Origin of the sequence: Tardiphaga sp. 839_C3_N1_4 (assembly GCF_051811045.1) — a bacterium.
Lineage (GTDB): Bacteria > Pseudomonadota > Alphaproteobacteria > Rhizobiales > Xanthobacteraceae > Tardiphaga.
The window spans coordinates 1,445,000-1,468,425 of the sequence record NZ_JBPWQD010000001.1 but is presented as its reverse complement, the minus strand read 5'-3'; the positions used below and the strand labels follow the sequence as shown (position 1 = coordinate 1,468,425).

The following is a 23,426-nucleotide window of genomic DNA, read 5'->3' as shown; positions in this document are numbered from 1 at the left end:
GTTACAGCGTCCAGCCGCCGTCGATGATGTGCGCGACGCCGGTGGTGAAGGCGCTTTCGTCGCTGGCGAGATAGACGGCGAGGGATGCGATTTCCTCGGCGGTCCCGAGACGGCCCATCGGCTGCCGGCTCACGAACAGCTCGCGGCCATTCGGGCCTGCGGCCGCGGCACGGTCGAGCATCGACGGGGTTTCGATCGTACCGGGGCAGATCGCATTGCAGCGAATGCCTTTGGTGATGTAGTCGACAGCCACAGCACGGGTGAGGGCGGCGACGGCGGCTTTAGTTGCGCCATAGACGTAGCGGTTCGGCGCGGCCTTGAAGACACCGGCGGCGGAGGAAATGTTGACGATCGCACCGTTGCCGCGCGCGAGCATACCGGGCAGGAACGCACGGATGGTCCGGTGCATCGATTTGACGTTGAGGTCGAACGAGAAATCCCAGTCGGAATCGGAGCATTCCAGTGCTGCGCCGTGATGCACGAAGCCGGCGGCGTTGAGCAGGATATCGACATCGCCGACTTTCTTGGCCATCGCTTCGACCGCAGCGGTGTCGCGCACGTCGAGCCGCGCGGTCTCCGCGATACCATCCTTGGTCAGCAGCGCCACGCCCTTGTCGTCGATATCGGTGGCGAACACCGTTGCGCCTTCGCGCGCAAAGGCCAGTGCGCAGGCGCGGCCGATGCCGACGGCGCCCGCGGTGACGAAGGCGCGTTTGCCTTTCAAGCGGTCAGACATGTGAGATCTCCCTGAAATTTTTCATTCACTCTCCGCCGTCATTGCGAGGTCGGGAAAAGCCGAAGGCTTTTCCCTGTGCGAAGCGACGAAGCAATCCAGAAGCCAAGAAGAAAGACTGGATTGCTTCGCTGCGCTCGCAATGACGACCGAGGGATTAGTGATTATGCCGCGCCGTTCCGACCTTGCCGGCGATATCGTGATAGCGCGTTGCCAGTTCGAGACAGGCACCGGTGGCCTGCTGGCCGACGGTGTTGCGATAGAGCTCCTGCCACGGCGTCTGGTTGACCGGATATTTGAATCCGCCATTGGCCATCAGTTCGGCGCGACGTCGCTTCAGCTCCTCGTCGGAGATCAGGATATTCGCCGAGCCCTTGTTGAGATCGATGCGCACCTTGTCGCCCGTCTGCAGGATCGCGAGGCCGCCATTCGCCGCCGCTTCAGGCGTCGCGTTGAGGATCGACGGCGAGCCGGATGTGCCCGACTGCCGGCCATCGCCGATGCATGGAAGTGAGTGGATGCCGCGCTTGATGAGTGCTGCCGGTGGCTGCATGTTCACCACCTCGGCGCCGCCGGGATAGCCGATCGGTCCGGTGCCGCGCACGAACAGGATGCAGTGTTCATCGATATTGAGCGAGGCATCGTCGATGCGATCGTGATAATCTTCCGGCCCCTCGAACACGATGGCACGGCCTTCGAACGCATTGAGATCCTTCGGGTTGATCAGATAGCGATCACGGAATTCCTTGGAGATGACCGAGGTCTTCATGATCGCGGAATCAAACAGATTGCCGCGCAACACCAGGAAGCCGGCATCGGCGACCAGCGGCTTGTCATAGGACCAGATCACATCGTTGTCCGGCTTAGGCGAGGCGGCGCAGTTCTCGCCCATGGTCTTGCCGTTCACGGTGATCGCGTCCTCGTGGATGCGCTTGTGCTTCATCAACTCGCGCACCACCGAGGGCACACCACCGGCGCGGTGATATTCCTCGCCGAGATAGAAGCCGGCCGGCTGCATGTTGACCAGCAGCGGTACGTCGTGGCCGAATTTCTGCCAGTCATCGATGTCGAGTTCGACGCCGATATGACGCGCCAGCGCATTGATATGGATGGGCGCGTTGGTCGAGCCGCCAATGGCAGAGTTGACCACGATGCAGTTCTCGAACGCCTTGCGGGTCAGAATGTCGGAAGGCTTGAGGTCTTCCCACACCATGTCGACGATCCGCATGCCCGTCTCATAGGCAATCTGGCCGCGCTCGCGATAGGGAGCAGGGATGGCAGCGCAGCCGGGCAGGGACATGCCCAATGCTTCGGCCAGCGAATTCATCGTCGAGGCCGTGCCCATTGTGTTGCAATGGCCGACCGACGGCGCGGACGATGCCACCAGCGTCATGAATTCTTCGTAGTCGATCTCGCCAGCGGCAAGTCGCTCACGTGATTTCCACACCACGGTGCCGGAGCCTGTACGCTGGCCTTCGTGCCAACCATTCAGCATCGGTCCACCCGACAAGACGATGGCGGGCAAATTCACGGTAGCCGCAGCCATCAGGCAGGCGGGAGTCGTCTTGTCGCAGCCGGTCGTGAGGACGACGCCATCGAGGGGATAGCCGAACAGGATTTCCACGAGGCCGAGATAAGCGAGGTTGCGATCAAGCGCCGCAGTCGGCCGTTTCCCGGTCTCCTGAATCGGATGTACCGGGAATTCCATCACCAGACCGCCGGCGGCGGTAATGCCTTCGCGCACGCGCTTGGCGAGTTCGAGATGATGGCGATTGCAGGGCGACAGGTCGTTGCCGGTCTGCGCAATGCCGATGATCGGCTTGCCGGACTGCAATTCGTGACGCGTCAGGCCGTAGTTCAGATAGCGCTCAAGATAGAGTGCAGTCATTCCGGGATTGTGGGGATCGTTGAACCATTCGCTCGAACGAAGTTTGCGCTTGGTTGCCTTTGCAGGCGAGGTCCCCGCAGTCGGCGTGGACGAAGTCGACTTGGTCATCATTTCTCCCGCAGCGCACACTTTATATCCTGGTGCGTCGTCTCTTTTGATTGGTCACGAATGTTTGCACGCCACTGGCTGCTTCGCAACGTTTGCATCTGCGAAGTTTTTCTACGACTATGATCCAACGACACGCCGCCAGAAAATCTGGTAGGATGTCAGACAAGTAAGAACAGGCGGCTCCGGCAACCAAATAACTGGCCCGGAGGACGCAGTCTCTAAAATGGGACATTTGGGAGGGAAATGTATGGCGTCCGTGCAGATTCACGACGTTCGTAAGTCTTTTGGCGGTTTTGAGGTTCTCCACGGCGTATCGGTCCCCATCGAGGACGGCCAATTCGTGGTTCTGGTTGGGCCGTCCGGCTGCGGAAAATCCACATTGCTGCGCATGTTGGCGGGCCTGGAGAAGATCACCTCCGGCACGATTTCGATCGGCGACCGCGTGGTCAATGATGTCCAGCCGAAAGAGCGCGACATCGCCATGGTGTTCCAGAATTACGCGCTGTATCCGCATATGACGGTTGCCCAGAATATGGGCTTTTCGCTCAAGCTGCGCGGCGCCGACAAAAGCGAGATCGATCAGAAGGTCAATCGCGCCGCCGATATCTTGGATTTGAGACGGTTGCTCGAGCGTTTTCCCCGGCAGTTGTCGGGTGGTCAGCGTCAGCGCGTCGCCATGGGCCGCGCCATTGTGCGTGATCCGCAGGTCTTCCTGTTCGATGAGCCGCTGTCGAATCTCGACGCCAAGCTGCGCGTCGCCATGCGCGCCGAGATCAAGGAACTGCATCAGCGCCTCAAGACCACGACGGTCTATGTGACGCATGACCAGATCGAGGCCATGACCATGGCCGACAAGATCGTGGTGATGCAGGACGGCATCGTTGAGCAGATGGGCGCACCATTGGAACTCTACGATCGTCCCGAGAACAAGTTTGTGGCCGGCTTTATTGGTTCGCCCGCGATGAATTTCCTCGAAGGCACGCTGAAGGTGAATGGCGGACAGCCCTGGGTGGAAACTGCCAATGGCGCGAAGCTGCCGATTACGGCAGCGCCTGCGGCAGGGAACGACAAGGCTGTCACTTACGGCATTCGCCCCGAGCATCTCGAATTCGCCGATGACGGCATCGAGGCCGAGGTCGTGGTGGTCGAGCCGATGGGGTCGGAGACCCAGGTCGTCGCACGCATCGGCACCCAGGACATCATCGCGATCTTCCGTGATCGGCGTCCGGTCGCGCCAGGCGACAAGATCCATCTCAGGCCGCGTGCGAATTCGGCGCATCTGTTCGACAAGGAGACCGGCAAGCGCGTCAACTGACGCGCTTTTCCACCAAATCAATTTCAAAACATTGGTCGATCAACGAACCAATATTACAGGGAGAAGACGAAAGATGACTGGATTTACACCGGATCGCCGATCTCTGCTCAAGGGCGGCGCGATGACGCTTGCTGCTGCGGCGACCATGTCCGCGGATCAATTGCTGGGCTACGCAAAAGCTTGGGCGCAGGCCTCACAGTGGAAGCCGGAAGCCGGCGCCAAGATCAACCTGCTGCGCTGGAAACGCTTCGTCGAAGCCGAAGACGTGGCCTTCATGAAGATCGTCGATGCCTTCCAGAAGGCGACCGGCGTCACCATCTCCGTCTCCAACGAATCCTATGACGACATTCAGCCGAAGGCTTCGGTCGCGGCGAATACCGGACAGGGCCTCGACATGGTCTGGGGCCTGTACTCGCTGCCGTTCCTGTTCCCGAGCAAGTGCATGGACGTCTCCGACGTCGCCGACTATCTCGGCAAGAAGAATGCCGGTTGGGCCGAGTCCGGCAAACAGTACGGCATGCATAACGGCAAGTGGATCGGTGTTCCCGTCGCTGCGACCGGCGGCCTCGTGAACTACCGTGTCGCTGCTGCGGAAAAGGCCGGGCACAAGACGTTCCCGAATGATCTCGCCGGCTTCGCAGACCTCGTGAAGGGCATGAACAAGAATGGCACGCCGGCCGGCATGGCGCTCGGCCACGCTTCGGGCGATGCCAATGGCTGGGTGCACTGGGCGCTGTGGGCCCATGGCGGCAAGCTGATCGACAAGGACAACAAGGTCACGATCAATTCTCCGGAGACTGCGAAGTCGCTGGAATATGTGAAGGGCCTCTACGACAACTTCATTCCCGGCACCGCGTCGTGGAACGACTCGTCGAACAACAAGGCGTTCCTCGCCGGCCAGCTGCATCTGACCACCAACGGCATCTCGGTCTATGTGACCGCGAAGAAGGAAGCCCCGGCGATTGCCGAAGACATGAACCATGCGCATTTGCCCGTCGGTCTGGACGGCAAGCGGCGTGAGCTTCATCTGGGCTTCCCGATCCTGATCTTCTCCTTCACCAAGTTCCCGCAGGCCTGCAAGGCGTTCACCGCCTTCATGATGGAGCCGGAGCAGTTCAATCCGTGGGTCGAATCAGCACAGGGTTACCTGTCGCCATTCCAGCTTGCTTTCGAGAAGAACCCGATCTGGACCGCCGATCCGAAGAACACGCCATACCGTGACGTGGCTTCGACGGCATCGACCCCGGCGGGCGAAGCGCAGATGAGCGAAAACGCAGCGGCGGCAATCGCCGACTTCGTGGTCGTCGACATGTACGCCAATTACTGCACGGGCCGCGAGGACGTGAAGACCGCGATGTCGTCTGCCGAGCGCGCGGCGAAGCGCATTTTCCGCGGCTGAGGACGACCTTGCCGGCGCGGAGCGACCCGCGCCGGCAACTCTACGCAGCAGCCGTGAATCTCGTTTCACAAAAGGCTGCCTGAACGATGGGAATGGGAATGCCAGAGATCGACTACAAGACTGTTCTCCCGGAAGGCTGGGCGCGGCCGCGCGGTTTCGCGCATGCGGTGGTGGCCGGCGGCACGCGGAGCGTCCGCATCTCCGGTCAGCTCGGCAAGCAGAACGGGCAGGGCGAGGTCGCCGAGGGATCCGACTTCGGGACGCAGTGGCGCTACGCAATGGAGAATCTCGTCACCGTGCTGAAGGCGGCGGGCGGCGAACCCAAACAAATCGTGATGCTGCGCGCCTATATCACGGACATCAATGCATTCAAGACGTCCGGCGCCGCGATTGGCGAGGCCTGGGGCGCGACGCTCGGCAAGCATTTTCCAGCAATGACACTGGTTCAGGTTTCCGCCCTGATCGATCCGCACGCACGTGTCGAGATCGAGGGCGAAGCGATCCTGCCGTAACCGGATCATGACGCATGACTGACTGTACGACATCAGACCGAAGCCGACATCCGACTGGAGCTATCTTGCAATGACCACGATCCAGACATCGATGCCGGGGGCAGGGAAAGTGATCCCCAGATCCTCGGCCTGGGACCGACTACGGATCAACCGCAACTGGCTCGCCATGTGGTTCATGTTGCCGGCAGCGGCGTTCCTGATCCTGTTTCTGGCTTACCCGCTGTTCCTCGGCGTCTGGATGAGCTTCACCGATGACCGTATCGGTCGCGGCGGCGTGTTCGTCGGGCTTGAGAATTACGAGTGGCTGAAGGACGACAGCATCTTCTGGCTCTCGGTCTTCAACACGCTGCTCTATACGATCGTGGCATCCGCCATCAAATTTGCCGTCGGCCTCTATCTCGCGCTGCTCTTGAACCGGCATATGCCGTTCAAGGCGCTGATCCGCGCCGCGGTGCTGATCCCGTTCATCGTGCCGACGGTGCTCTCGGCCATCGCCTTCTGGTGGATTTACGACTCGCAGTTCTCGATCATCTCGTGGTCGCTGATCAAAATGGGCCTGATCGACCACAACATTAATTTCTTGGGCGACAGCAATTGGGCGCGCGCCAGCGTGATCTTCGCCAATATCTGGCGCGGCGTGCCGTTCGTGGCGATTACGTTGCTGGCCGGTCTGCAGACCGTGTCGCCGTCGCTCTATGAAGCGGCGACGCTGGACGGTGCCACGAGCTGGCAGCGCTTCCGCTTCATCACCTATCCGCTGCTGACGCCGATCATCGCGGTCGTCATGACCTTTTCGGTGCTGTTTACGTTTACCGACTTCCAGCTGATCTGGGCGCTGACGCGCGGCGGTCCGGTGAATGCAACGCATCTGATGGCGACGCTGAGCTATCAGCGCGGCATTCTTTCGGGTCGGCTCGGCGAGGGCGCTGCCATCGCTACCGCCATGATCCCGTTCCTTCTGGCAGCCATCGCCATTTCCTGGTTCGGCATGCAACGCCGCAAGTGGCAGCAAGGCACTGACAATGACTGATCACGCCGTAGATCACCGCACAGCCGTCGCGCCGACCGTCGAGAAAGACGATCACAGCGAGGGCATGGCCTATCTGGAGTCGCTGCCGAGGCGCATCGTCACGCTCTACATCCCGCTGTTCATCATCGTGGTGATCCTGCTGTTCCCGTTCTACTGGATGGCGCTGACCTCGATCAAACCCGACGAGCAATTGATCGACATGGAGCGGTTCAATCCGTTCTGGGTGATCAAGCCGACCTTCAAGCACATTCAAAAGCTGCTGTTCGAAACCAACTATCCGCAGTGGCTCTGGAACACGATGTATGTCGCGGCGGCGGCGACGTTCCTGTCGATCGTCGCTAGTGTTCTCGCGGCCTATGCGATCGTGCGGCTGCGCTTCCGCGGCGCGCAGACGGTCGGCGCGCTGATCTTCATGGCCTATCTCGTGCCACCGTCGATCCTGTTCATTCCGCTGGCGACCGTCATCCAGGCCTATGGCCTGTTCGACTCGCCGATCTCACTGATCCTGGTCTATCCGACGCTGCTGATCCCGTTCTCGACCTGGCTCCTGATGGGGTATTTCAAGACCATCCCGTTCGAGCTCGAAGAGTGCGCCCTGATCGACGGCGCCTCGCGCTGGCAGATCCTGGTCAAGATCATCATCCCGCTCGCGGTGCCCGGCCTGATCTCGGCCTTCATCTTCTCGTTCACTTTGTGCTGGAACGAGTTCATCTATGCGCTGACCTTCCTGCAATCGACCCAGAACAAGACTGTGCCGGTCGCCATCGTCAACGAATTCGTTGACGGCGACATCTATAAATGGGGCTCGCTGATGGCCGGCGCGCTGGTCGGATCATTGCCGCTGGTGATCCTATATGCGTTCTTCGTTGAGCACTACGTATCGGCGATGACGGGCGCGGTGAAGGAGTAGGCGGCTTACCCAATGTACCGCCCTCATCCTGAGGAGCGGTCGTCTTCGACCGCGTCTCGAAGGATGGCCGTAGTCTCATTCATGGTTCGAGACGGCGCCAAAGAGGCGCCTCCTCACCATGAGGGCCAGAGTTGAACCCAAGAACAACAAGAAGGAGTTTTCCCTTGCACATTCTCATCCTCGGCGCCGCCGGCATGGTCGGCCGCAAGCTCACAGAGAAACTGGTTCGCGACGGTCGTCTCGGCAATCGTGACATCACCCGCATGACCCTGCAGGATGTGGTGGCGCCGACAAAGCCCGCGGGCGCGTCGATTCCGATCGAACTGGTGACGTCGGACTTCGCGGATCCAAAGACGGCTGCGCCGCTGGTCGCCCACAAACCGGAGGTGATTTTCCATCTCGCCGCCATCGTGTCGGGGGAGGCGGAGGCCGATTTCGACAAGGGTTATCGCATCAATCTCGACGGCACCCGCTACCTGATCGACGCTATCCGCGCCATCGGCGGCGGTTACAAGCCGCGGCTGGTCTTCACCTCGTCCATCGCCGTGTTCGGCGCGCCGTTCCCCGACAAGATCGGCGACGAGTTCATTCACACGCCGCTGACCTCCTATGGGACCCAGAAATCGATCTGCGAAATGCTGATCGCCGACTATACCCGCAAGGGCTTCCTGGACGGCATCGGCATCCGCCTGCCGACCATCTGTGTCCGTCCGGGCGCGCCGAACAAGGCTGCATCCGGCTTCTTCTCCAACATCATCCGCGAGCCGCTGGCCGGCAAGGAAGCCATCCTGCCGGTGTCCGAAGACGTCCGCCACTGGCACGCATCGCCGCGTTCTGCCGTTGGCTTCCTCGTCCACGCCGGCACCATGGATCTTCAGGCGATGGGCCCGCGGCGTAATCTCAGCATGCCTGGCATGTCGGTCACCGTCGGCGAGCAGATCGCCGCACTGGATCGTGTTGCCGGCAAGAACGTCGTCGCCCGTATCAAGCGCGAAACCGATCCGGTCATCACCGGCATTGTCTCCGGCTGGCCGCGCGATTTCGACACCGCGCGCGCGCTGAAGCTCGGCTTCACCACGGCCGAGAAAACCTTCGACGACATCATCCGGATTCACATCGAGGATGAACTCGGCGGCAAGTTCGTCGATTGAAGTCTTGAACGCTCTCCCGCCTCGCGACGCTTTGCTTCGACGGGCGGGGAGCGCTCGCCACGCACGCCAAGCCCGCCGTTCCGCCCGCTGGAACGGGATAGCCCTCATGCTCACAAAGCAGTGCACGCGGGCTGATTTTCCTGTAAGCGCTCGCCTCACACGTTCACCGTGGCCGACGCGACGAACAATATAGCAGGAGGAATGCATGCCGGCTCTGCCGCTTTCGGGCATCAAGGTTATCGATATGACGCGGGTGCTTGCCGGCCCGATCGCCGGTCAGATGCTCGGCGATTTCGGCGCTGAGGTCATCAAGATCGAACGCCCTGGAACAGGCGACGATTCCCGCGCGTTCGGCCCTCCTTATCTGAACGACCCGGACGGTGGCAGGCACGACAATTCGTTCTATCTCTGCGCCAATCGGAACAAGAAGTCGGTCACGGTCAATGTGGCTACGGTCGAAGGCCAGCAGATCATTCGCGACCTCGCAAAGACGGCCGATGTGTTTTTGGAGAACTACAAGGTTGGCGACCTCAAGCGTTATGGTCTGGATTACGACGCGATCAAGGCCATCAACCCGCGCATCGTCTACGGCTCCGTCACAGGGTTCGGACAAACAGGTCCATATGCCACGCGCGCCGGCTACGATGCGATCCTGCAGGCGATGGGTGGTCTCATGAGCGTCACCGGCCATCTCGACGGCGAGCCTGGCGAAGGCCCCATGAAGGTCGGTCCCTCGATCGTGGACTATATGACCGGATTGAACACCTCTATCGGCGTGATGGCGGCGCTCTATCACCGCGACGCCGGCGGCGGCGAAGGACAGCATGTCGATGCTTGCCTCTTCGATACGGTGATCGCCTCTTTGTCGCATTGGCTCCAACCCTATCTCATGAGTGGCAAGGTCCCGCCGCGCCGCGGCACCTGGGGTAATGGCGGGATGCCTGCCGGCGTCTTCCGTTGCACCGACGGCGAGGTGATGATCGTCAATGGCAATGACGGCCAGTTTCAGCGGACCTGCGAAGTGCTCGGAGAGCCTGACCTGGCCAAGGATCCGCGCTTCCTGAAGAACAACGATCGCGTCCAGCATGGCAAGGAGATCATGGCCATCTTTGCCGGTCTCTTCCTGAAGCAGCCCGTTGCCTACTGGCTCGAACGCCTGGAGGCCGTCGGCGTACCTTCCGGCCCGATCAATGATTTCGATCAGGTTTTTGCGGACCCTCATGTCCAATCCCGCGGCATGCGTGTGCACACGGAGCATCCTTTCGAGTCGGCGCTTTCGCTTGTGCGAAATCCGCTGATGTTCTCGGGCACGCCGGTCACCGAATATCGCGCGCCGCCGCTTCTCGGCTCGAATACGGACGAAATCCTGGCCACCATCGGTTACGACAGCGAAAAGATCGGCGCGCTCAGGAAAAAGGGCATCGTCTAGATCGGTCAGAGGATACGATGCGGATCGCCAGCATCGGCGAATGCATGATCGAGCTGCGTCAGATGCCGGATGGGCACCTGACGCGGTCGTTCGGCGGCGACACGCTCAACACCGCCGTCTATCTGGCGCGGCTTGGTGCGAGCGTCGATTATGTGACGGCACTCGGCGACGATCCGCTCAGCGACGAGATGATCGCCGGCTGGCAGGCCGAGGGCATCGGCACAGAGCGGGTGCTGCGCCTCAAAAGCAAGCTGCCCGGCCTCTACATGATCGAGACCAATGAGGCGGGCGAGCGCCGCTTCTATCATTGGCGCGACGCCTCGGCGGTGCGGGGCCTGATGAGCCTGCCGGAAACCGATGCGCTGCTGGTATCGCTCGCGGACTATGATCTGATCTATCTCTCGGCCATCACATTGTCGCTGTTCGACGTGGCCGGCCGCCACCGCCTGATTGCAGCGCTTCAACGAGCGCGCGGTGCAGGCGTCCGCGTCGCCTTCGATACCAATTTCCGTGCCCGCGGCTGGCCCGATCTCGATCTGGCGCGCAACGCGTTCCAGGATGCTTTTGCGGTCTCCGATATCGTGCTGGCCTCGGTCGAGGACTTGTTGCCACTCTATCCTGGCGAGGCTGAGGAGAAGCTGCTGTCGCGCGTTGAAGCAGATGAAGTGGTGCTCAAGCTCGATACGCCCGCGAGCATCATACGGCATAGCGGCCAGCCGCAGTGTGTCGAGGCCGAGCCGGTCAGTGGCACGGTCGTCGATACCACTGCCGCCGGCGACAGTTTTGCCGCTGCCTATCTGCACGCACGCCTGAGCGGCGCTCAGCCCGTCGCCGCGGCAAAGGCAGGTCACTATCTCGCCGGCACGGTCGTCTGCCATCCCGGCGCGATCATCCCGCGCGAGGCGATGCCCGATATGATCGCGTTCGACACACCCTCATGAGAGGACCATCCGCATGAACAAGCCTCTCGATATCGGTCAGCGTCAGGATCATCTGCGAAAGCTGCTGAAGGCAGCATTCGTTGTTCCCGTGCTCACGATCGAACGTGTCTCCGACGCCGTACCGCTTGCGCGGGCGTTGGTCACCGGCGGTATCCGCACGCTGGAGATCACCTTGCGCACCGAGGCCGCGGTGGAGGCGGCGAAGGCCGTCATTGCCGAGGTGCCGGAGGCCATTGTTGGCATCGGCACGGTGCTGACGCCGGCGGATTTCCAGAAGGCCTATGCCATCGGGGCACGCTTCACGGTCAGTCCCGGCGCGACGCGCGAATTGCTGGACATCGCTGCGTCCAGCGATCTGCCGTTCCTGCCGGGCGTCGCCACCGCCTCGGAACTGATGCTCGCGCGCGAGCGCGGTTTCGACACACTCAAATTTTTCCCCGCCGAGCAGACCGGTGGCATCGCGATGCTACGGGCATGGAGCGGGCCATTTCCTGACGTGAAATTCTGCCCCACGGGCGGGGTCGGCGAGGCCAATGCGGCGAGCTGGCTCAGCGAGCCGATGGTTCTGGCGGTGGGCGGTTCCTGGATCTGCCCGTCGTCAATGGTACGTTCCGGCGATTGGGCAGGCATAACGGCCATGTGCGCGCGGACCATGAAAACCCTGCAAGCGCCATGAAGCCGGGCTATAACGGACCAAATATTTGAAATCGATCAGGGAGACGACCATGACTGCCAGCATCGTTGGTTGGGCGCATATGCCTTTCGGAAAATTCGACGCCGAGACTGTCGAGAGCATGGTGGTTCGCGTCGCGACCGAAGCCATGGCCGATGCTGGCATCTCCGCATCTGACGTCGATGAAATCGTGCTCGGCCATTTCAACGCCGGCTTCTCGCCGCAGGATTTTACGGCATCATTGGTGCTGCAGGCCGATCCGGCGCTGCGCTTCAAGCCCGCCACGCGTGTCGAGAATGCCTGCGCCACCGGCTCCGCCGCCGTGCATCAGGGCATCAAGTCGATCGCCGCCGGTGCTGCCAAGATCGTCCTCGTCGTCGGTGTCGAACAGATGACCCGCACGCCGGGTCCCGAGATCGGCAAGAATCTGCTCCGCGCTTCTTACTTGCCGGAAGACGGCGAGACGCCTGCGGGCTTCGCCGGCGTGTTCGGCGGCATCGCGCAAAAATACTTCCAGAAATATGGCGACCAGTCCGACGCGCTGGCCATGATCGCCGCCAAGAACCACGCCAATGGCGTTCACAATCCCTATGCGCAGATGCGCAAGGATGTCGGCTTCGAATTCTGTCGCTCCGAAAGCGACAAGAACCCGTTCGTCGCGGGCCCCTTGAAGCGCACCGACTGCTCGCTGGTATCCGACGGCGCCGCGGCATTGGTGCTGACGGATTCCGAGACCGCCAAGACCATGGGCAAGGCGGTCAACATCAAGGCCACCGGCCATGCGCAGGATTTCCTGCCGATGTCGAAGCGCGACATCCTTCAATTCGAGGGCTGCACCGTGGCCTGGCAGAAGGCGCTGACATCTGCCGGCGTCGAGATCGGCGATCTCTCTTTCGTCGAAACCCATGACTGCTTCACGGTCGCTGAGCTGATCGAATACGAAGCCATGGGCCTGACGCCGCGCGGGCAGGGTGCGCGCGCCATCAAGGAAGGCTGGACTCAGAAGGACGGCAAGCTGCCGATCAATCCGTCCGGTGGTCTCAAGGCCAAGGGCCATCCGATCGGTGCCACCGGTGTGTCGATGCATGTGCTCAGCGCGATGCAATTGCTGGGTCAGGCGCCCGAGGGCATGCAGATCAAAAATGCAAAACTCGCCGGCATCTTCAACATGGGTGGCGCCGCAGTGGCGAATTACGTCTCCATCCTGGAGCCGGCGAAGTAAGCGCCCATGAACGTCGCCCAATGGCTGGCAGCGTCTGCGCGTCTGCATCCAGATGCGCCGGCGCTGCTGACCGGCACCACGGTCCAGGCTGACTACGCCACATTCGCGCATCGTGCCGCGGCCATCGGCGCTGGCCTCGTGCGCGATTACGGCATTCAGCCCGGCGACCGCGTCGCGCTGTTCATGTCGAACACCACGCAATATCTCGAATGTCTGTATGCGGTGTGGTGGATCGGCGCGGTGGTGATCCCCATCAATGCCAAGCTGCATGGCCGCGAGGCGGCATGGATTTGCGACAATGCTGGCGCGAGGCTGGCCTTTGTCGACGACGACAGCCGGGGCGCGCTTGTTCAGGTCGAGGAAGACCTGCCGACCGGCATGCAGATGCTGTCCATCGACAGCGAGACCTATCGCGAATTGCAGCATGGCGAACCGGTCGGGATGGTGCCGCTGTCCCGCGAAGACAACGATCTCGCGTGGCTGTTCTACACCTCCGGCACCACCGGGCGGCCGAAGGGCGTGATGCTCAGCCATGGCAATCTGGTGGCCATGTCCATGTGCTATCTCGCCGATGTCGATCAGGTCCACCAGAAGGACGCTATCCTCTATGCCGCGCCGATCTCGCATGGCGCCGGTCTCTATAATTTCATCCATATCCGTATGGCTGCGCGGCACGTCGTGCCCGAAAGCCAGGGCTTCGAGCCCGACGAGGTGCTCGATCTCGGTAAGCAGCTTGGCGATGTCGCGATGTTTGCGGCACCAACCATGGTGCGTCGTCTGGTCGATGCGGCGAAGAAGCGCGGCGAGAGCGGCGAGGGCATCCGCACCATCGTCTATGGCGGCGGCCCGATGTATCTGGCCGACATTCGCGACGCCATTGCAACCATGGGGCAGCGCTTCGTGCAGATTTACGGCCAGGGTGAATCGCCGATGACGATCACCTCGCTGCCGCACGCCTTCCATGCCGATACCGAACACCCGCGCTATCTCGAACGTCTCGCTTCGGTCGGCCCGGCGCAGAGCATGATGTCGGTGCGGATCACCGATGCCGATGGCAAGCCTTTGCCGGTGGGCGAAACCGGCGAGGTCGAAGCCAAGGGCCCGGCGGTGATGCTCGGCTACTGGAACAACGATAAGGCCAATGCCGAGACATTGAAGGACGGTTGGCTCCGCACCGGCGATGTTGGCCGGCTCGACGAGGATGGTTTCCTTACGCTGTCCGACCGCTCCAAGGACGTCATCATTTCCGGCGGTACCAATATCTATCCGCGCGAGGTCGAGGAGGCGCTGCTGACGCATCCCGCCGTGCGGGAAGTCTCGGCCATCGGCGCGCCCGAGCCTGACTGGGGCGAGGTCGTAGTGGCCTGTGTGGTGCTGGAGCCCGGCGCATCGGCCGACGATGCGGCACTCGACGCGCATTGCCTCGCCAATATCGCCCGTTTCAAACGCCCCAAGCGCTACGTCTATCTGGATGCGCTGCCGAAGAACAATTACGGCAAGGTGCTCAAGACCGACCTGCGGGAGATGATGCGCGCTTCGGCGCCGGCGCGGGCCGGCTAGCTGTTACCACTTTGACGCGTACCGGCATCCCACGCATACGGCTCCGCGTCTGGCGCCCTTGCGCCCGCCGAACGCCTCCCGCTAAGACGAAGGCAATAGCGGCGCAGATCAGCGCCTCACCACGTTTTTCGGGAGCAAACGACTTTGACGGGACCACTTCACGGGATCAGGATCATCGATATGACTTCGGTGATGATGGGGCCTTACTGCACCCAGACGCTGGGTGACTACGGCGCCGATGTGATCAAGGTGGAGTCTCCCGATGGCGATGTGGTCCGCGCAATCGGGCCGATGCGCAATCCCGGCATGGGGCCGATCTTCCTCAACACCAACCGCAACAAGCGCTGCGTCTGCATCGACCTCAAGAAGGAAGAAGGCCGTGAGGCGCTACTGAAGCTGGTCGCGACGGCCGATGTGCTGGTCTACAATGTCCGCCCGGCGGCGATGGTGCGGCTCAATCTCGGCTATGACGTGGTGTCGAAGATCAATCCGCGCCTGATCTATGCCGGCGTGTTCGGCTTTAGCCAGGCCGGCCCCTATGCCGCCAAGCCCGCTTATGACGACCTGATCCAAGGGGCCACCGCGCTCGCAGCCCTGAATGCGCGGATCAGCCCCGACGGTGTGCCGCGCTATGTGCCGAATGCGCTGGTCGATCGTATTGTCGGCCTCAATGCGCTCGGCGCCATCCTCGCCAGCATCGTGCATCGCGACCGCACCGGCGAGGGCCAGCGCGTCGATATTCCGATGTTCGAGACCATGGCGGGCTTCATGATGGGCGACCACATGGGCGGTCTCACCTTCGATCCGCCGCTCGACAGAGGCGGCTATGGTCGCCACCTGTCGCCGGACCGGCGGCCGTATCAGACCTCGGACGGCTATATCTGCGCCATGGTTTATAACGACAAGCAGTGGAAGAGCTTCCTCAGGCATGTCGGCCGCGAGGAACTGTTCGACGATCCGCGCTTTGCGACCTTCCCGCAGCGCATCCAGCATATCGACACGGTGAACGCTGAACTGTCGCGCATCTTCAAGACTAGGACGACGGCGGAGTGGGCGAAGCTGCTCGACGAGGCCGACGTGCCGTCGACGCCAATGCATACGCTCGAAAGCATGATGCAGGATCCGCATATGCTGGCGACCGACTTCTTCCAGCAGGTCGAGCATCCGACCGAAGGCGCGGTGCGCAACATGAAGGTCGCCGCCACCTGGTCGAAGACGCCGGTCGATCTGTCGCGTCTTGCCTCGCATCTCGGCGAGCAGAATGCCGAGGTGCTGGCCGAGGTTGGCTATACGCCCGATCAGATCGAGAAAATGCACAAGGACGGCGTGCTCAAACAGGCCGCCATCCCGGATACGTCGGAGCTATAACGCATGGACTTCGCCCTCGACGCCAACCAGGAATCCATCCGCGACGCTATCGAGAAGATTTGCGCGCGCTTCGACGATGCCTATTGGCTCAAGAAGGACAAGGAGGGCGGTTTCCCCATCGACTTCCACAAGGCGATGGCCGATGCCGGCTGGCTCGGCATCTGTATTCCCGAGGAATATGGCGGCTCGGGCTTGGGGATCACCGAGGCGGCGATCATGATGCGGGCGATTTCCGAATCTGGCGCGGGCATGTCGGGTGCGTCAGCCGTGCATATGAATGTGTTCGGCCTCAACCCCGTCGTGGTGTTCGGCACGCCCGAACAGTGTGCGCGCATGCTGCCGCCGATCGTGGACGGCACCGAGAAATCCTGCTTCGCGGTGACCGAGCCGAACACGGGCCTCAACACCACACAGCTCAAGACCCGCGCCGTGCGCAAGGGCGATCGCTACATCGTCAATGGTCAGAAAGTCTGGATCTCCACCGCGCAGGTCGCCGAAAAAATCCTGTTGCTGGCGCGCACCACGCCGCTGGAAGACGTCAAGAGCCCGACGCATGGGCTTAGCCTGTTCTACACGGATCTCGATCGGTCCAAGATCGCCGTGCACGAGATCGAGAAGCTCGGCCGCAAGGCCGTCGACTCCAATGAGCTGTTCATTGCCGATTTCGAGATTCCGCTGGAGGATCGCATCGGCGAGGAGGGCCACGGCTTCGAATATATCCTGCACGGCATGAACCCCGAGCGCATCCTGATCGCCGCGGAAGCCGTCGGTCTCGGCAAGGCTGCACTGAGGAAGGCGGCTGACTATGCCAAGGTGCGCAACGTGTTCAACCGTCCGATCGGCCAGAACCAGGCGATCCAGCATCCCCTGGCGAAGAACTGGATGGAGCTTGAGGCTGCCTGGCTGATGGTGCTGTCGGCCGGCTGGCAATATGATCAGGGACTGCCCTGTGGTCCTGCGGCGAATTCGGCAAAGTATCTCGCAGGCGAAGCCGGCTATCATGCCTGCGAGCAGGCGGTGATGACCCATGGCGGGTTTGGCTATGCCAAGGAATATCATGTGGAGCGATACCTCAGGGAGTCATTGATCCCGCGCATCGCCCCGATCAGCCGCGAACTGATCCTGAGCTTCATCGCCGAGAAGGCGCTCGGTTTGCCGAAGTCGTATTGATGATGACGATAGTGGTCGCGTCGCAACACCGGCCTCTCATTTCCCTCCCCCCTTGCGGGGGAGGGTCAGGGAGGGGGGTAACCACAGGCGACGTCATCCGCGGCTACCCCCGCCCCCGACCCGTCGCCGCCTTGCGAAGCTTCGCTTCGCTTGGGGGGAGGGGAGCACTGCTGCCGGAGTTTGCTGCATGAGCTACATCACCGGCGTCGGTCTTCTCCCTTACGGCAAGCACGAGGGCTCATCGACCATCGACCTGATGAGCCGCGCCGCCGAGCTGGCGCTCGCTGATGCCGGCCTCAAGCGTGGCGACATCGACGGCTTCCTGTGCGGCTATTCCACCACCATGCCGCACATCATGCTGGCCACCGTGTTCGCCGAGCATTTCGGCATCACGCCATCCTATGCTCATGCGATCCAGGTCGGCGGCGCCACCGGCATGGCGATGGCGATGCTGGCGCATCAACTGGTCGAGGGCGGTGTTGCCAGACATGTCCTCGTCGTTGGCGGCGAGAACCGGCTCACCGGCCAGAGCCGCGATGCCTCGATCCAGGCGCTGTCACAGGTTGGCCATCCCACCTACGAAGTGCCGCTCGGCCCGACCATCCCGGCCTATTACGGCCTCGTTGCTAACAGATACATGCATGAATACGGCGTGACGCAGGAAGACCTTGCCGAATTCGCCGTGCTGATGCGCAAACATGCGCTGACCCATCCCGGCGCGCAGTTTCACGATCCGATCACCGTTGCCGATGTGATGGCCTCGAAGACCATCGCGACACCGCTGAAGCTGCTCGACTGCTGCCCGGTGTCCGACGGCGGGGCGGCCTTCGTCGTCAGCTATGAGCCGACGAGCCCGACGAAAATCCGCGTCCGCGGCGCCGCGCAGGCGCATACCCATCAGCACATCACCGCGGCACCGGCGTTGTCCGAACTCGGCGCCGAGATCGCCATTGCTCGCGCGAAACAGGCGACGGGCATCGACATCTCCGACGTCCGTTACGCCGCGGTCTATGACAGCTTCACCATTACACTGGCGATGCTGCTCGAAGATCTCGGCCTTGCCGGCCGCGGCGAGGCGGCGGCACGGGTACGCGCCGGTCATTTCAGTCAGCATGGCGCGATGCCGCTCAACACCCATGGCGGTCTTCTCAGCTACGGTCATTGCGGCGTCGGTGGTGCCATGGCGCATCTGGTCGAGACACATCTGCAGATGACGGGCCGGGCAGGCAATCGCCAGGTCAAGGATGCGTCCGTCGCGCTGCTGCATGGCGACGGGGGCGTGCTGTCGTCCCATGTCAGTATGTTCCTGGAGCGCGTGTCATGAGCGAGCTCAAGCCTGCCGTCGACTGGACCACCGGCACTGAAGCGATTGGTTATCAGAGCTGCCGTGCCTGCCAGTCGATCCAGTATTTCCGCCGCAGTTTTTGCGCGGCCTGCGGGTCGCCCGATCTCGAGGACAAAATCGCGAGCGGCGAGGGCACCGTCTATGCGAGTTCGCTCGTGCTGCGCGCCGGAACGCCGGAAGCGCGCGAGCACGTGCCCTACAATATTCTGCTTATCGACACCGCCGAAGGCTTCCGCATGATGGCCCACGGCGCCAACGATCTCGTCATCGGCGACAAGGTAAAAGCCGTCTATCGGCGATTCACCGGCCGCCTTGTACCGTTCTTCGACAGGACTTCGACCTGAGCGTGGTGTTCAAGGGGGAGTGACCCAAAACGCCGTGCCGCAGGATGGGTTGAGCGTCTTCGCGAAACCCATCCTGCGGTCTAGGCGCTTGTAGCCTAGAACGTCACCACGCCGCGGATCGACTCCCCGCGCTTCATCAGATCAAACCCCTTGTTGATGTCCGCGAGCGGCATCACGTGGGTGATCATCGGGTCGATCTGGATCTTGCCCTGCATGTACCAGTCGACGATCTTCGGCACGTCGGTGCGGCCGCGGGCGCCGCCGAATGCCGAGCCGCGCCAGACGCGGCCGGTCACGAGCTGGAACGGACGCGTCGAAATCTCCGCGCCGGCAGGCGCCACGCCGATGACGATGGATTCGCCCCAGCCACGGTGGCAGGCTTCCAGCGCCTGACGCATCACCGTGACGTTGCCGGTGCAGTCGAAGGTGTAATCGGCGCCGCCGATCTGGTCTGCACCGCGTTTGGTCATGTCGATGAGATGCGGGACCAGATCCTTGCCGAGCTCCTTCGGATTGACGAAGTGCGTCATGCCGAAGCGTTCGCCCCAGGCCTTGCGGTCATTGTTGATGTCGACGCCGATGATCATGTCGGCGCCGGCAAGGCGCAGGCCCTGCAGCACGTTGAGGCCGATGCCGCCGAGCCCGAACACGATGGCCTTGGCGCCTTGCTCGACCTTGGCGGTGTTGAACACCGCACCGATGCCGGTGGTGACGCCGCAGCCGATATAGCAGACCTTGTCGAACGGCGCGTCCTCGCGGATTTTCGCCACCGCGATCTCCGGCAGCACCGTGTAATTGGCGAAGGTCGAGGTCCCCATATAGTGGTGAACAGGCTTGCCCTCAAGCGAGAAGCGCGAGGTGCCGTCGGGCATCAAGCCCTGGCCCTGCGTCGCGCGAATGGACGTGCAGAGATTGGTCTTGCGCGACAGGCATGACGGGCACTGGCGGCATTCCGGCGTGTAGAGCGGGATGACATGGTCACCCTTCTTCACGGAGGTGACGCCGCGGCCGACATCGACGACGACGCCGGCGCCTTCATGGCCGAGGATCGCCGGAAACAGACCTTCGGGATCGGCGCCGGACAGCGTGAACTCGTCGGTGTGGCAGATGCCGGTGGCCTTGATCTCGATCAGCACTTCGCCGTCGCGCGGGCCTTCGAGCTGAACGGTGGTGATCTCCAGCGGCTTGCCGGCACTGATGGCAACGGCGGCGCGAACGTCCATGGCAAATTCCTTCGATAATGGTCTCGGTGTCGTGATGTCAGGCGGCAGGTCCGCGCAAACAGCCATTGCCGCTTAGCACATGATGGGGCAGTGAGCAGCCCATGAAACAGGTTCAGAAAAGCGATCTTGAAATCCTGATCGGACGCGCCGCACCCATCGTCTTCGTGCTGCTGTGGAGCACCGGTTTCATCGGCACCAAATATGTGTTGAATGGCGCCGAGCCGCTGACCTATCTCACTGTGCGCATGATGCTGGTGGTCGCGATCATGGCGGTGGTCGTCGCATGGGTGCGACCGGCATGGCCGGATCGCGCGGGTATCGGCCACAGCATCGTCGCCGGGCTGCTGGTGCAGGGGCTCTATCTTGCCGGCACTGTGTTTGCGGTGGCGCACAAGGTCCCGGTTGGCCTGTCGGCACTGATCCCGGGCCTGCAGCCGATCCTCACCTCCATTCTGGCGAGCCGCTTTCTCGGCGAGCGCGTCACGCCGCTGCAATGGGGCGGGCTCGGGCTTGGTCTCGCCGGTATGTTGCTCATCATGCATGGTCGCCCGATGAGCGGCGAAGCGGGCTGGGGATGGTTTGCGTCCGGCGTTTCGCTGATCACGATCACCGTCGGCACGCTCTATCAGAAGCGCTATTGCGGCGGCATCGACTGGCGCACCGGCAGCTTCATTCAGCAACTCGCAGCAATGGTCATGCTCGGCATCGGCGCGCTGGCCCTTGAGACCAATGTGATCCACTGGTCGGCGGAGTTCGTGCTGTCGGTGGTGTGGCTCGCGGTGGTGCTGTCGATCGGCACTGTCGGGCTGCTGTATTGGCTGCTGCGGCGCCAGGCCTCGAGTCAGGTGGCGAGTCTGTTCTATCTGGTGCCGGCTGTGACGGCGCTGATGGCCTTTATCCTGTTCGGCGAAAAGCTGGATGCCGTCGCCATCATCGGCATGATTGCCTGCGGCGCTGCGGTGTTGCTGGTCAACCGCGCCAGGGCCTGACGCCATGCTGCGTCAATCCAGACCCCGGACATGAAAAAGCCTCCGGGCTTGGACCCGGAGGCTTTCACATCTGCGAAGAAGCTTACTTCTTCTTGGCAGCCTTCTTGGCCTTCTTGGCCTTCTTCGGAGCGGCCTTCTTGGCGGCCTTCTTCACGGTCTTCTTGGCAGCCTTCTTCACGGTCTTCTTGGCGGCCTTCTTGACGGTCTTCTTCACTGCTTTCTTAGCCATTGGTCTCGCTTTCTGGGTTTTCTTCTTTGAAGATTTCTTCGCAGAAGTTTTCTTGGTGGACTTCTTCGTCTTCTTAGCCGGGGTCACTTTCTTTGCGACTTTCTTTGCGGCCTTCTTGACCTTCTTCGCCACCGAGGTGGCGACTTCCTTAGTCGCGTCGGCTGCGCTGCTAAGCGCGTCCGTCACTTGCTCCAGGACTGGAGTGTCGTCGTTCATAGCATCCCCCAACATTGTCGACTTTTTCACGTTAGTCCGATTCGGGCGCGTGTTGAAGAGTGTGTCATCGACAGTCAACTATTTCGTATCGTTGTGTACGCCTTTAATGCGCGCTCGCGACCGACTTTGTGATCGACGATCGGCGACGGATAGTCTTTGCCTAAAGTGATTCCCGCGTTTTTGAGTTCGAGCGGTGACGCTGTCCAAGGCTGATGAATATGTTTTGTGGATAGTTCTGTCAGTTCGGGTATCCAGCGCCTGACATAGACACCACCGGGATCGAACTTCTCACCCTGCAGGATCGGATTGAAGACGCGGAAGTAGGGTGCTGCATCCGCGCCGGAGCCTGCGACCCACTGCCAGTTGGCGGGATTGCTGCCCGCATCGGCGTCGACAAGCGTATCCCAGAACCACTTCTCGCCTTCGCGCCAGTCGATGAGCAGATGTTTGACGAGGAAAGATGCGACCACCATGCGTACGCGATTGTGCATTACACCGGTGTGCCAGAGCTCGCGCATGCCCGCATCGACGATTGGATAGCCGGTCAGACCGCGTTGCCACGCGTGCAACGCCGTCCGATCTGTCTTCCACGGGAACTCATCGAAGGATGATTGCAGATTGCGCGTGGCCAAATCGGGAACATCGAACAGCAGATGGCGACAGAACTCGCGCCAACCGACTTCGCTCATGAACTTTGCGATGTCGCTGCTGTGCGTCGGATGTTCTGCAGCTGCGAAATGCGCAGCGGTCCAGATCTGACGCGGACTGATCTCGCCGAAGCGAAGATGCGGCGATAGGCGCGATGTGATCTCGCGGTCGGGCCGATCGCGATCGCTGCTATAGCCCGCGATCTCCCTGAGGAAGCGCTTCAAGTGCTTCTGCGCGGCGGCTTCGCCTGGCGTCCACGTCTCGCGGAGACCGCCGGCCCAGTCGGGCTTCGATGGCTCTAGCGCCCAGTCGGCGAGCTTGTCGCTCTTCACTTTCGGTGCGGGTATTAGTTTCTTCGGCGCCGGAAGCGGCTTCGCCGGTTCGCCCATCGCCTGAACGCGCCGCCAGAAAGGTGTGAACACGCGCAGGCCGCGACTCTCCTTGGTGGCAGTCTCCTTGGCGCGGATTGTCGCAGGATGCGCCAGGAGGTCGCCCGGAAAGCTCTGCGTGCCGATATCGAGGTCGGCAAGCGCTTCGGTAACGCCATCGGCGACCGCGAGATGCGGCGCCTGCGCGATCTCGTTCCAGAAGACGTGGCTGGCATGGACTGCGCGCGCCACATCGACAATGACGTCGGCCGCAGCGCCCTTGCGCAGCACCAGCGTGCCGCCGATGGCGTCGAGGCTTGCGCTGAGTGCGCGCAGCGACTGCGCCAGCCACCATCGTGTCGCGCCGCCCATCGGCCGCGCCTGCGGTGGCTTGCTCTGTTCATCGAGGATGTAGAGACAGATCACCGGCGCATTGCGCTTGGCTGCGGCATGAAGGGCAGGGTGATCGGAAAGACGAAGGTCGTCGCGAAACCAGACGACGATAGGTGCCTGCGTCGGTGTTGAGGTCGAAGATTGATCGGTCATCACTTCATCTAACACGGATGTCGAGTGATCGATCCGGCCTCGAATACCGCGAGGCTTTGCAACCTTGCGCTCGTTGGCGCGTAGTATCAGGATATTTATTACCGAATTG

General features: G+C 61.9%; 21 protein-coding genes. 16 read left to right on the top strand and 5 right to left on the bottom strand.

Going from position 1 to position 23,426, the window contains the following annotated elements:
- Window position 1 precedes the first annotated feature (1 nt).
- Together AB8A38_RS07385 and AB8A38_RS07380 are read right to left on the bottom strand one after the other, a co-directional pair.
- The gene (locus AB8A38_RS07385; RefSeq protein ID WP_439085546.1) at window positions 2-736 is read right to left on the bottom strand and encodes an SDR family oxidoreductase; all 735 of its coding nucleotides are present in this window, start codon (window positions 734-736) and stop codon (window positions 2-4) included.
- 154 nt (window positions 737-890) lie between these two features.
- The gene (locus tag AB8A38_RS07380) at window positions 891-2,729 is read right to left on the bottom strand and encodes an IlvD/Edd family dehydratase (RefSeq protein WP_439085545.1); all 1,839 of its coding nucleotides are present in this window, start codon (window positions 2,727-2,729) and stop codon (window positions 891-893) included.
- 247 nt (window positions 2,730-2,976) lie between these two features.
- On the opposite strand from AB8A38_RS07380, the gene AB8A38_RS07375 reads away from it, so the two are divergent.
- The 15 genes from AB8A38_RS07375 (at window position 2,977) to AB8A38_RS07305 (ending at window position 19,098) form a co-directional block, all read left to right on the top strand.
- Complete coding sequence (locus AB8A38_RS07375) at window positions 2,977-4,044, top strand: ABC transporter ATP-binding protein (protein ID WP_089267200.1); 1,068 nt, start codon at window positions 2,977-2,979, stop codon at window positions 4,042-4,044.
- 73 nt (window positions 4,045-4,117) lie between these two features.
- Entirely contained in the window at window positions 4,118-5,443 is a 1,326-nt protein-coding gene (locus AB8A38_RS07370) for an ABC transporter substrate-binding protein (protein WP_439085544.1), read from the top strand.
- Between the two features lie 98 nt (window positions 5,444-5,541).
- Complete coding sequence (locus AB8A38_RS07365) at window positions 5,542-5,955, top strand: RidA family protein (protein ID WP_439085543.1); 414 nt, start codon at window positions 5,542-5,544, stop codon at window positions 5,953-5,955.
- 70 nt (window positions 5,956-6,025) lie between these two features.
- On the top strand, window positions 6,026-6,985 hold the full coding sequence (locus AB8A38_RS07360) for a carbohydrate ABC transporter permease (protein ID WP_439085542.1): 960 nt from the start codon (window positions 6,026-6,028) through the stop codon (window positions 6,983-6,985).
- Window positions 6,978-7,895: a carbohydrate ABC transporter permease gene (locus tag AB8A38_RS07355; RefSeq protein WP_315841701.1), complete on the top strand. Its 918-nt coding sequence runs from the start codon at window positions 6,978-6,980 to the stop codon at window positions 7,893-7,895. The genes AB8A38_RS07360 and AB8A38_RS07355 overlap by 8 nt, the downstream gene beginning before the upstream one ends.
- 164 nt (window positions 7,896-8,059) lie before the next feature.
- A complete protein-coding gene (gene denD / locus AB8A38_RS07350) occupies window positions 8,060-9,046 on the top strand; it encodes a D-erythronate dehydrogenase (RefSeq protein WP_439085541.1) in 987 nt (328 codons plus the stop codon).
- A gap of 205 nt (window positions 9,047-9,251) precedes the next feature.
- Complete coding sequence (locus AB8A38_RS07345) at window positions 9,252-10,475, top strand: CaiB/BaiF CoA transferase family protein (protein ID WP_439085540.1); 1,224 nt, start codon at window positions 9,252-9,254, stop codon at window positions 10,473-10,475.
- A gap of 17 nt (window positions 10,476-10,492) precedes the next feature.
- Window positions 10,493-11,416 (top strand): sugar kinase, encoded by a 924-nt coding sequence (locus AB8A38_RS07340; RefSeq protein WP_439085539.1) that lies wholly within the window; start codon window positions 10,493-10,495, stop codon window positions 11,414-11,416.
- A 13-nt stretch (window positions 11,417-11,429) separates the two neighbouring features.
- Window positions 11,430-12,092, top strand: a complete 663-nt coding sequence (gene eda / locus AB8A38_RS07335; RefSeq protein ID WP_439085538.1) for a bifunctional 4-hydroxy-2-oxoglutarate aldolase/2-dehydro-3-deoxy-phosphogluconate aldolase — start codon at window positions 11,430-11,432, stop codon at window positions 12,090-12,092.
- Between the two features lie 49 nt (window positions 12,093-12,141).
- Window positions 12,142-13,311, top strand: coding sequence for an acetyl-CoA acetyltransferase (locus tag AB8A38_RS07330; protein ID WP_089267207.1), 1,170 nt, complete (start codon window positions 12,142-12,144; stop codon window positions 13,309-13,311).
- 6 nt (window positions 13,312-13,317) lie between these two features.
- Window positions 13,318-14,871, top strand: coding sequence for a class I adenylate-forming enzyme family protein (locus AB8A38_RS07325; RefSeq protein ID WP_439085537.1), 1,554 nt, complete (start codon window positions 13,318-13,320; stop codon window positions 14,869-14,871).
- A gap of 144 nt (window positions 14,872-15,015) precedes the next feature.
- The gene (locus tag AB8A38_RS07320) at window positions 15,016-16,239 is read left to right on the top strand and encodes a CaiB/BaiF CoA transferase family protein (RefSeq protein ID WP_439085536.1); all 1,224 of its coding nucleotides are present in this window, start codon (window positions 15,016-15,018) and stop codon (window positions 16,237-16,239) included.
- 3 nt (window positions 16,240-16,242) lie between these two features.
- Window positions 16,243-17,409, top strand: a complete 1,167-nt coding sequence (locus AB8A38_RS07315; RefSeq protein ID WP_120291106.1) for an acyl-CoA dehydrogenase family protein — start codon at window positions 16,243-16,245, stop codon at window positions 17,407-17,409.
- A gap of 187 nt (window positions 17,410-17,596) precedes the next feature.
- Window positions 17,597-18,733, top strand: coding sequence for a thiolase family protein (locus tag AB8A38_RS07310; RefSeq protein ID WP_439085535.1), 1,137 nt, complete (start codon window positions 17,597-17,599; stop codon window positions 18,731-18,733).
- The gene (locus AB8A38_RS07305; RefSeq protein WP_439085534.1) at window positions 18,730-19,098 is read left to right on the top strand and encodes a Zn-ribbon domain-containing OB-fold protein; all 369 of its coding nucleotides are present in this window, start codon (window positions 18,730-18,732) and stop codon (window positions 19,096-19,098) included. Before AB8A38_RS07310 ends, AB8A38_RS07305 begins: the two co-directional genes overlap by 4 nt.
- Before the next feature lie 95 nt (window positions 19,099-19,193).
- On the opposite strand, the gene AB8A38_RS07300 is transcribed toward AB8A38_RS07305, so the two are convergent.
- The gene (locus AB8A38_RS07300; RefSeq protein ID WP_089267214.1) at window positions 19,194-20,321 is read right to left on the bottom strand and encodes an S-(hydroxymethyl)glutathione dehydrogenase/class III alcohol dehydrogenase; all 1,128 of its coding nucleotides are present in this window, start codon (window positions 20,319-20,321) and stop codon (window positions 19,194-19,196) included.
- A gap of 101 nt (window positions 20,322-20,422) precedes the next feature.
- On the opposite strand from AB8A38_RS07300, the gene AB8A38_RS07295 reads away from it, so the two are divergent.
- Complete coding sequence (locus tag AB8A38_RS07295; RefSeq protein ID WP_439085533.1) at window positions 20,423-21,310, top strand: DMT family transporter; 888 nt, start codon at window positions 20,423-20,425, stop codon at window positions 21,308-21,310.
- Window positions 21,311-21,392: 82 nt separating this feature from the next.
- On the opposite strand, the gene AB8A38_RS07290 is transcribed toward AB8A38_RS07295, so the two are convergent.
- Window positions 21,393-21,755, bottom strand: a complete 363-nt coding sequence (locus AB8A38_RS07290; RefSeq protein ID WP_068730647.1) for a hypothetical protein — start codon at window positions 21,753-21,755, stop codon at window positions 21,393-21,395.
- A gap of 74 nt (window positions 21,756-21,829) precedes the next feature.
- Entirely contained in the window at window positions 21,830-23,317 is a 1,488-nt protein-coding gene (locus AB8A38_RS07285; protein ID WP_439085532.1) for a cryptochrome/photolyase family protein, read from the bottom strand.
- Window positions 23,318-23,426: the final 109 nt, after the last annotated feature.

Coding starts and splice junctions, on each gene's coding strand:
- AB8A38_RS07295 (WP_439085533.1), top strand. CDS start 20,423: ATGAAACAGGTTCAGAAAAGCGATCTTGAAATCCTGATCGGACGCGCC.
- AB8A38_RS07385 (WP_439085546.1), bottom strand. CDS start 736: ATGTCTGACCGCTTGAAAGGCAAACGCGCCTTCGTCACCGCGGGCGCC.
- AB8A38_RS07285 (WP_439085532.1), bottom strand. CDS start 23,317: ATGACCGATCAATCTTCGACCTCAACACCGACGCAGGCACCTATCGTC.
- AB8A38_RS07380 (WP_439085545.1), bottom strand. CDS start 2,729: ATGACCAAGTCGACTTCGTCCACGCCGACTGCGGGGACCTCGCCTGCA.
- AB8A38_RS07290 (WP_068730647.1), bottom strand. CDS start 21,755: ATGAACGACGACACTCCAGTCCTGGAGCAAGTGACGGACGCGCTTAGC.
- AB8A38_RS07300 (WP_089267214.1), bottom strand. CDS start 20,321: ATGGACGTTCGCGCCGCCGTTGCCATCAGTGCCGGCAAGCCGCTGGAG.
- AB8A38_RS07310 (WP_439085535.1), top strand. CDS start 17,597: ATGAGCTACATCACCGGCGTCGGTCTTCTCCCTTACGGCAAGCACGAG.
- AB8A38_RS07305 (WP_439085534.1), top strand. CDS start 18,730: ATGAGCGAGCTCAAGCCTGCCGTCGACTGGACCACCGGCACTGAAGCG.
- AB8A38_RS07345 (WP_439085540.1), top strand. CDS start 9,252: ATGCCGGCTCTGCCGCTTTCGGGCATCAAGGTTATCGATATGACGCGG.
- AB8A38_RS07365 (WP_439085543.1), top strand. CDS start 5,542: ATGCCAGAGATCGACTACAAGACTGTTCTCCCGGAAGGCTGGGCGCGG.
- AB8A38_RS07375 (WP_089267200.1), top strand. CDS start 2,977: ATGGCGTCCGTGCAGATTCACGACGTTCGTAAGTCTTTTGGCGGTTTT.
- AB8A38_RS07325 (WP_439085537.1), top strand. CDS start 13,318: ATGAACGTCGCCCAATGGCTGGCAGCGTCTGCGCGTCTGCATCCAGAT.
- AB8A38_RS07355 (WP_315841701.1), top strand. CDS start 6,978: ATGACTGATCACGCCGTAGATCACCGCACAGCCGTCGCGCCGACCGTC.
- AB8A38_RS07370 (WP_439085544.1), top strand. CDS start 4,118: ATGACTGGATTTACACCGGATCGCCGATCTCTGCTCAAGGGCGGCGCG.
- AB8A38_RS07330 (WP_089267207.1), top strand. CDS start 12,142: ATGACTGCCAGCATCGTTGGTTGGGCGCATATGCCTTTCGGAAAATTC.
- eda (WP_439085538.1), top strand. CDS start 11,430: ATGAACAAGCCTCTCGATATCGGTCAGCGTCAGGATCATCTGCGAAAG.
- AB8A38_RS07340 (WP_439085539.1), top strand. CDS start 10,493: ATGCGGATCGCCAGCATCGGCGAATGCATGATCGAGCTGCGTCAGATG.
- AB8A38_RS07315 (WP_120291106.1), top strand. CDS start 16,243: ATGGACTTCGCCCTCGACGCCAACCAGGAATCCATCCGCGACGCTATC.
- AB8A38_RS07360 (WP_439085542.1), top strand. CDS start 6,026: ATGACCACGATCCAGACATCGATGCCGGGGGCAGGGAAAGTGATCCCC.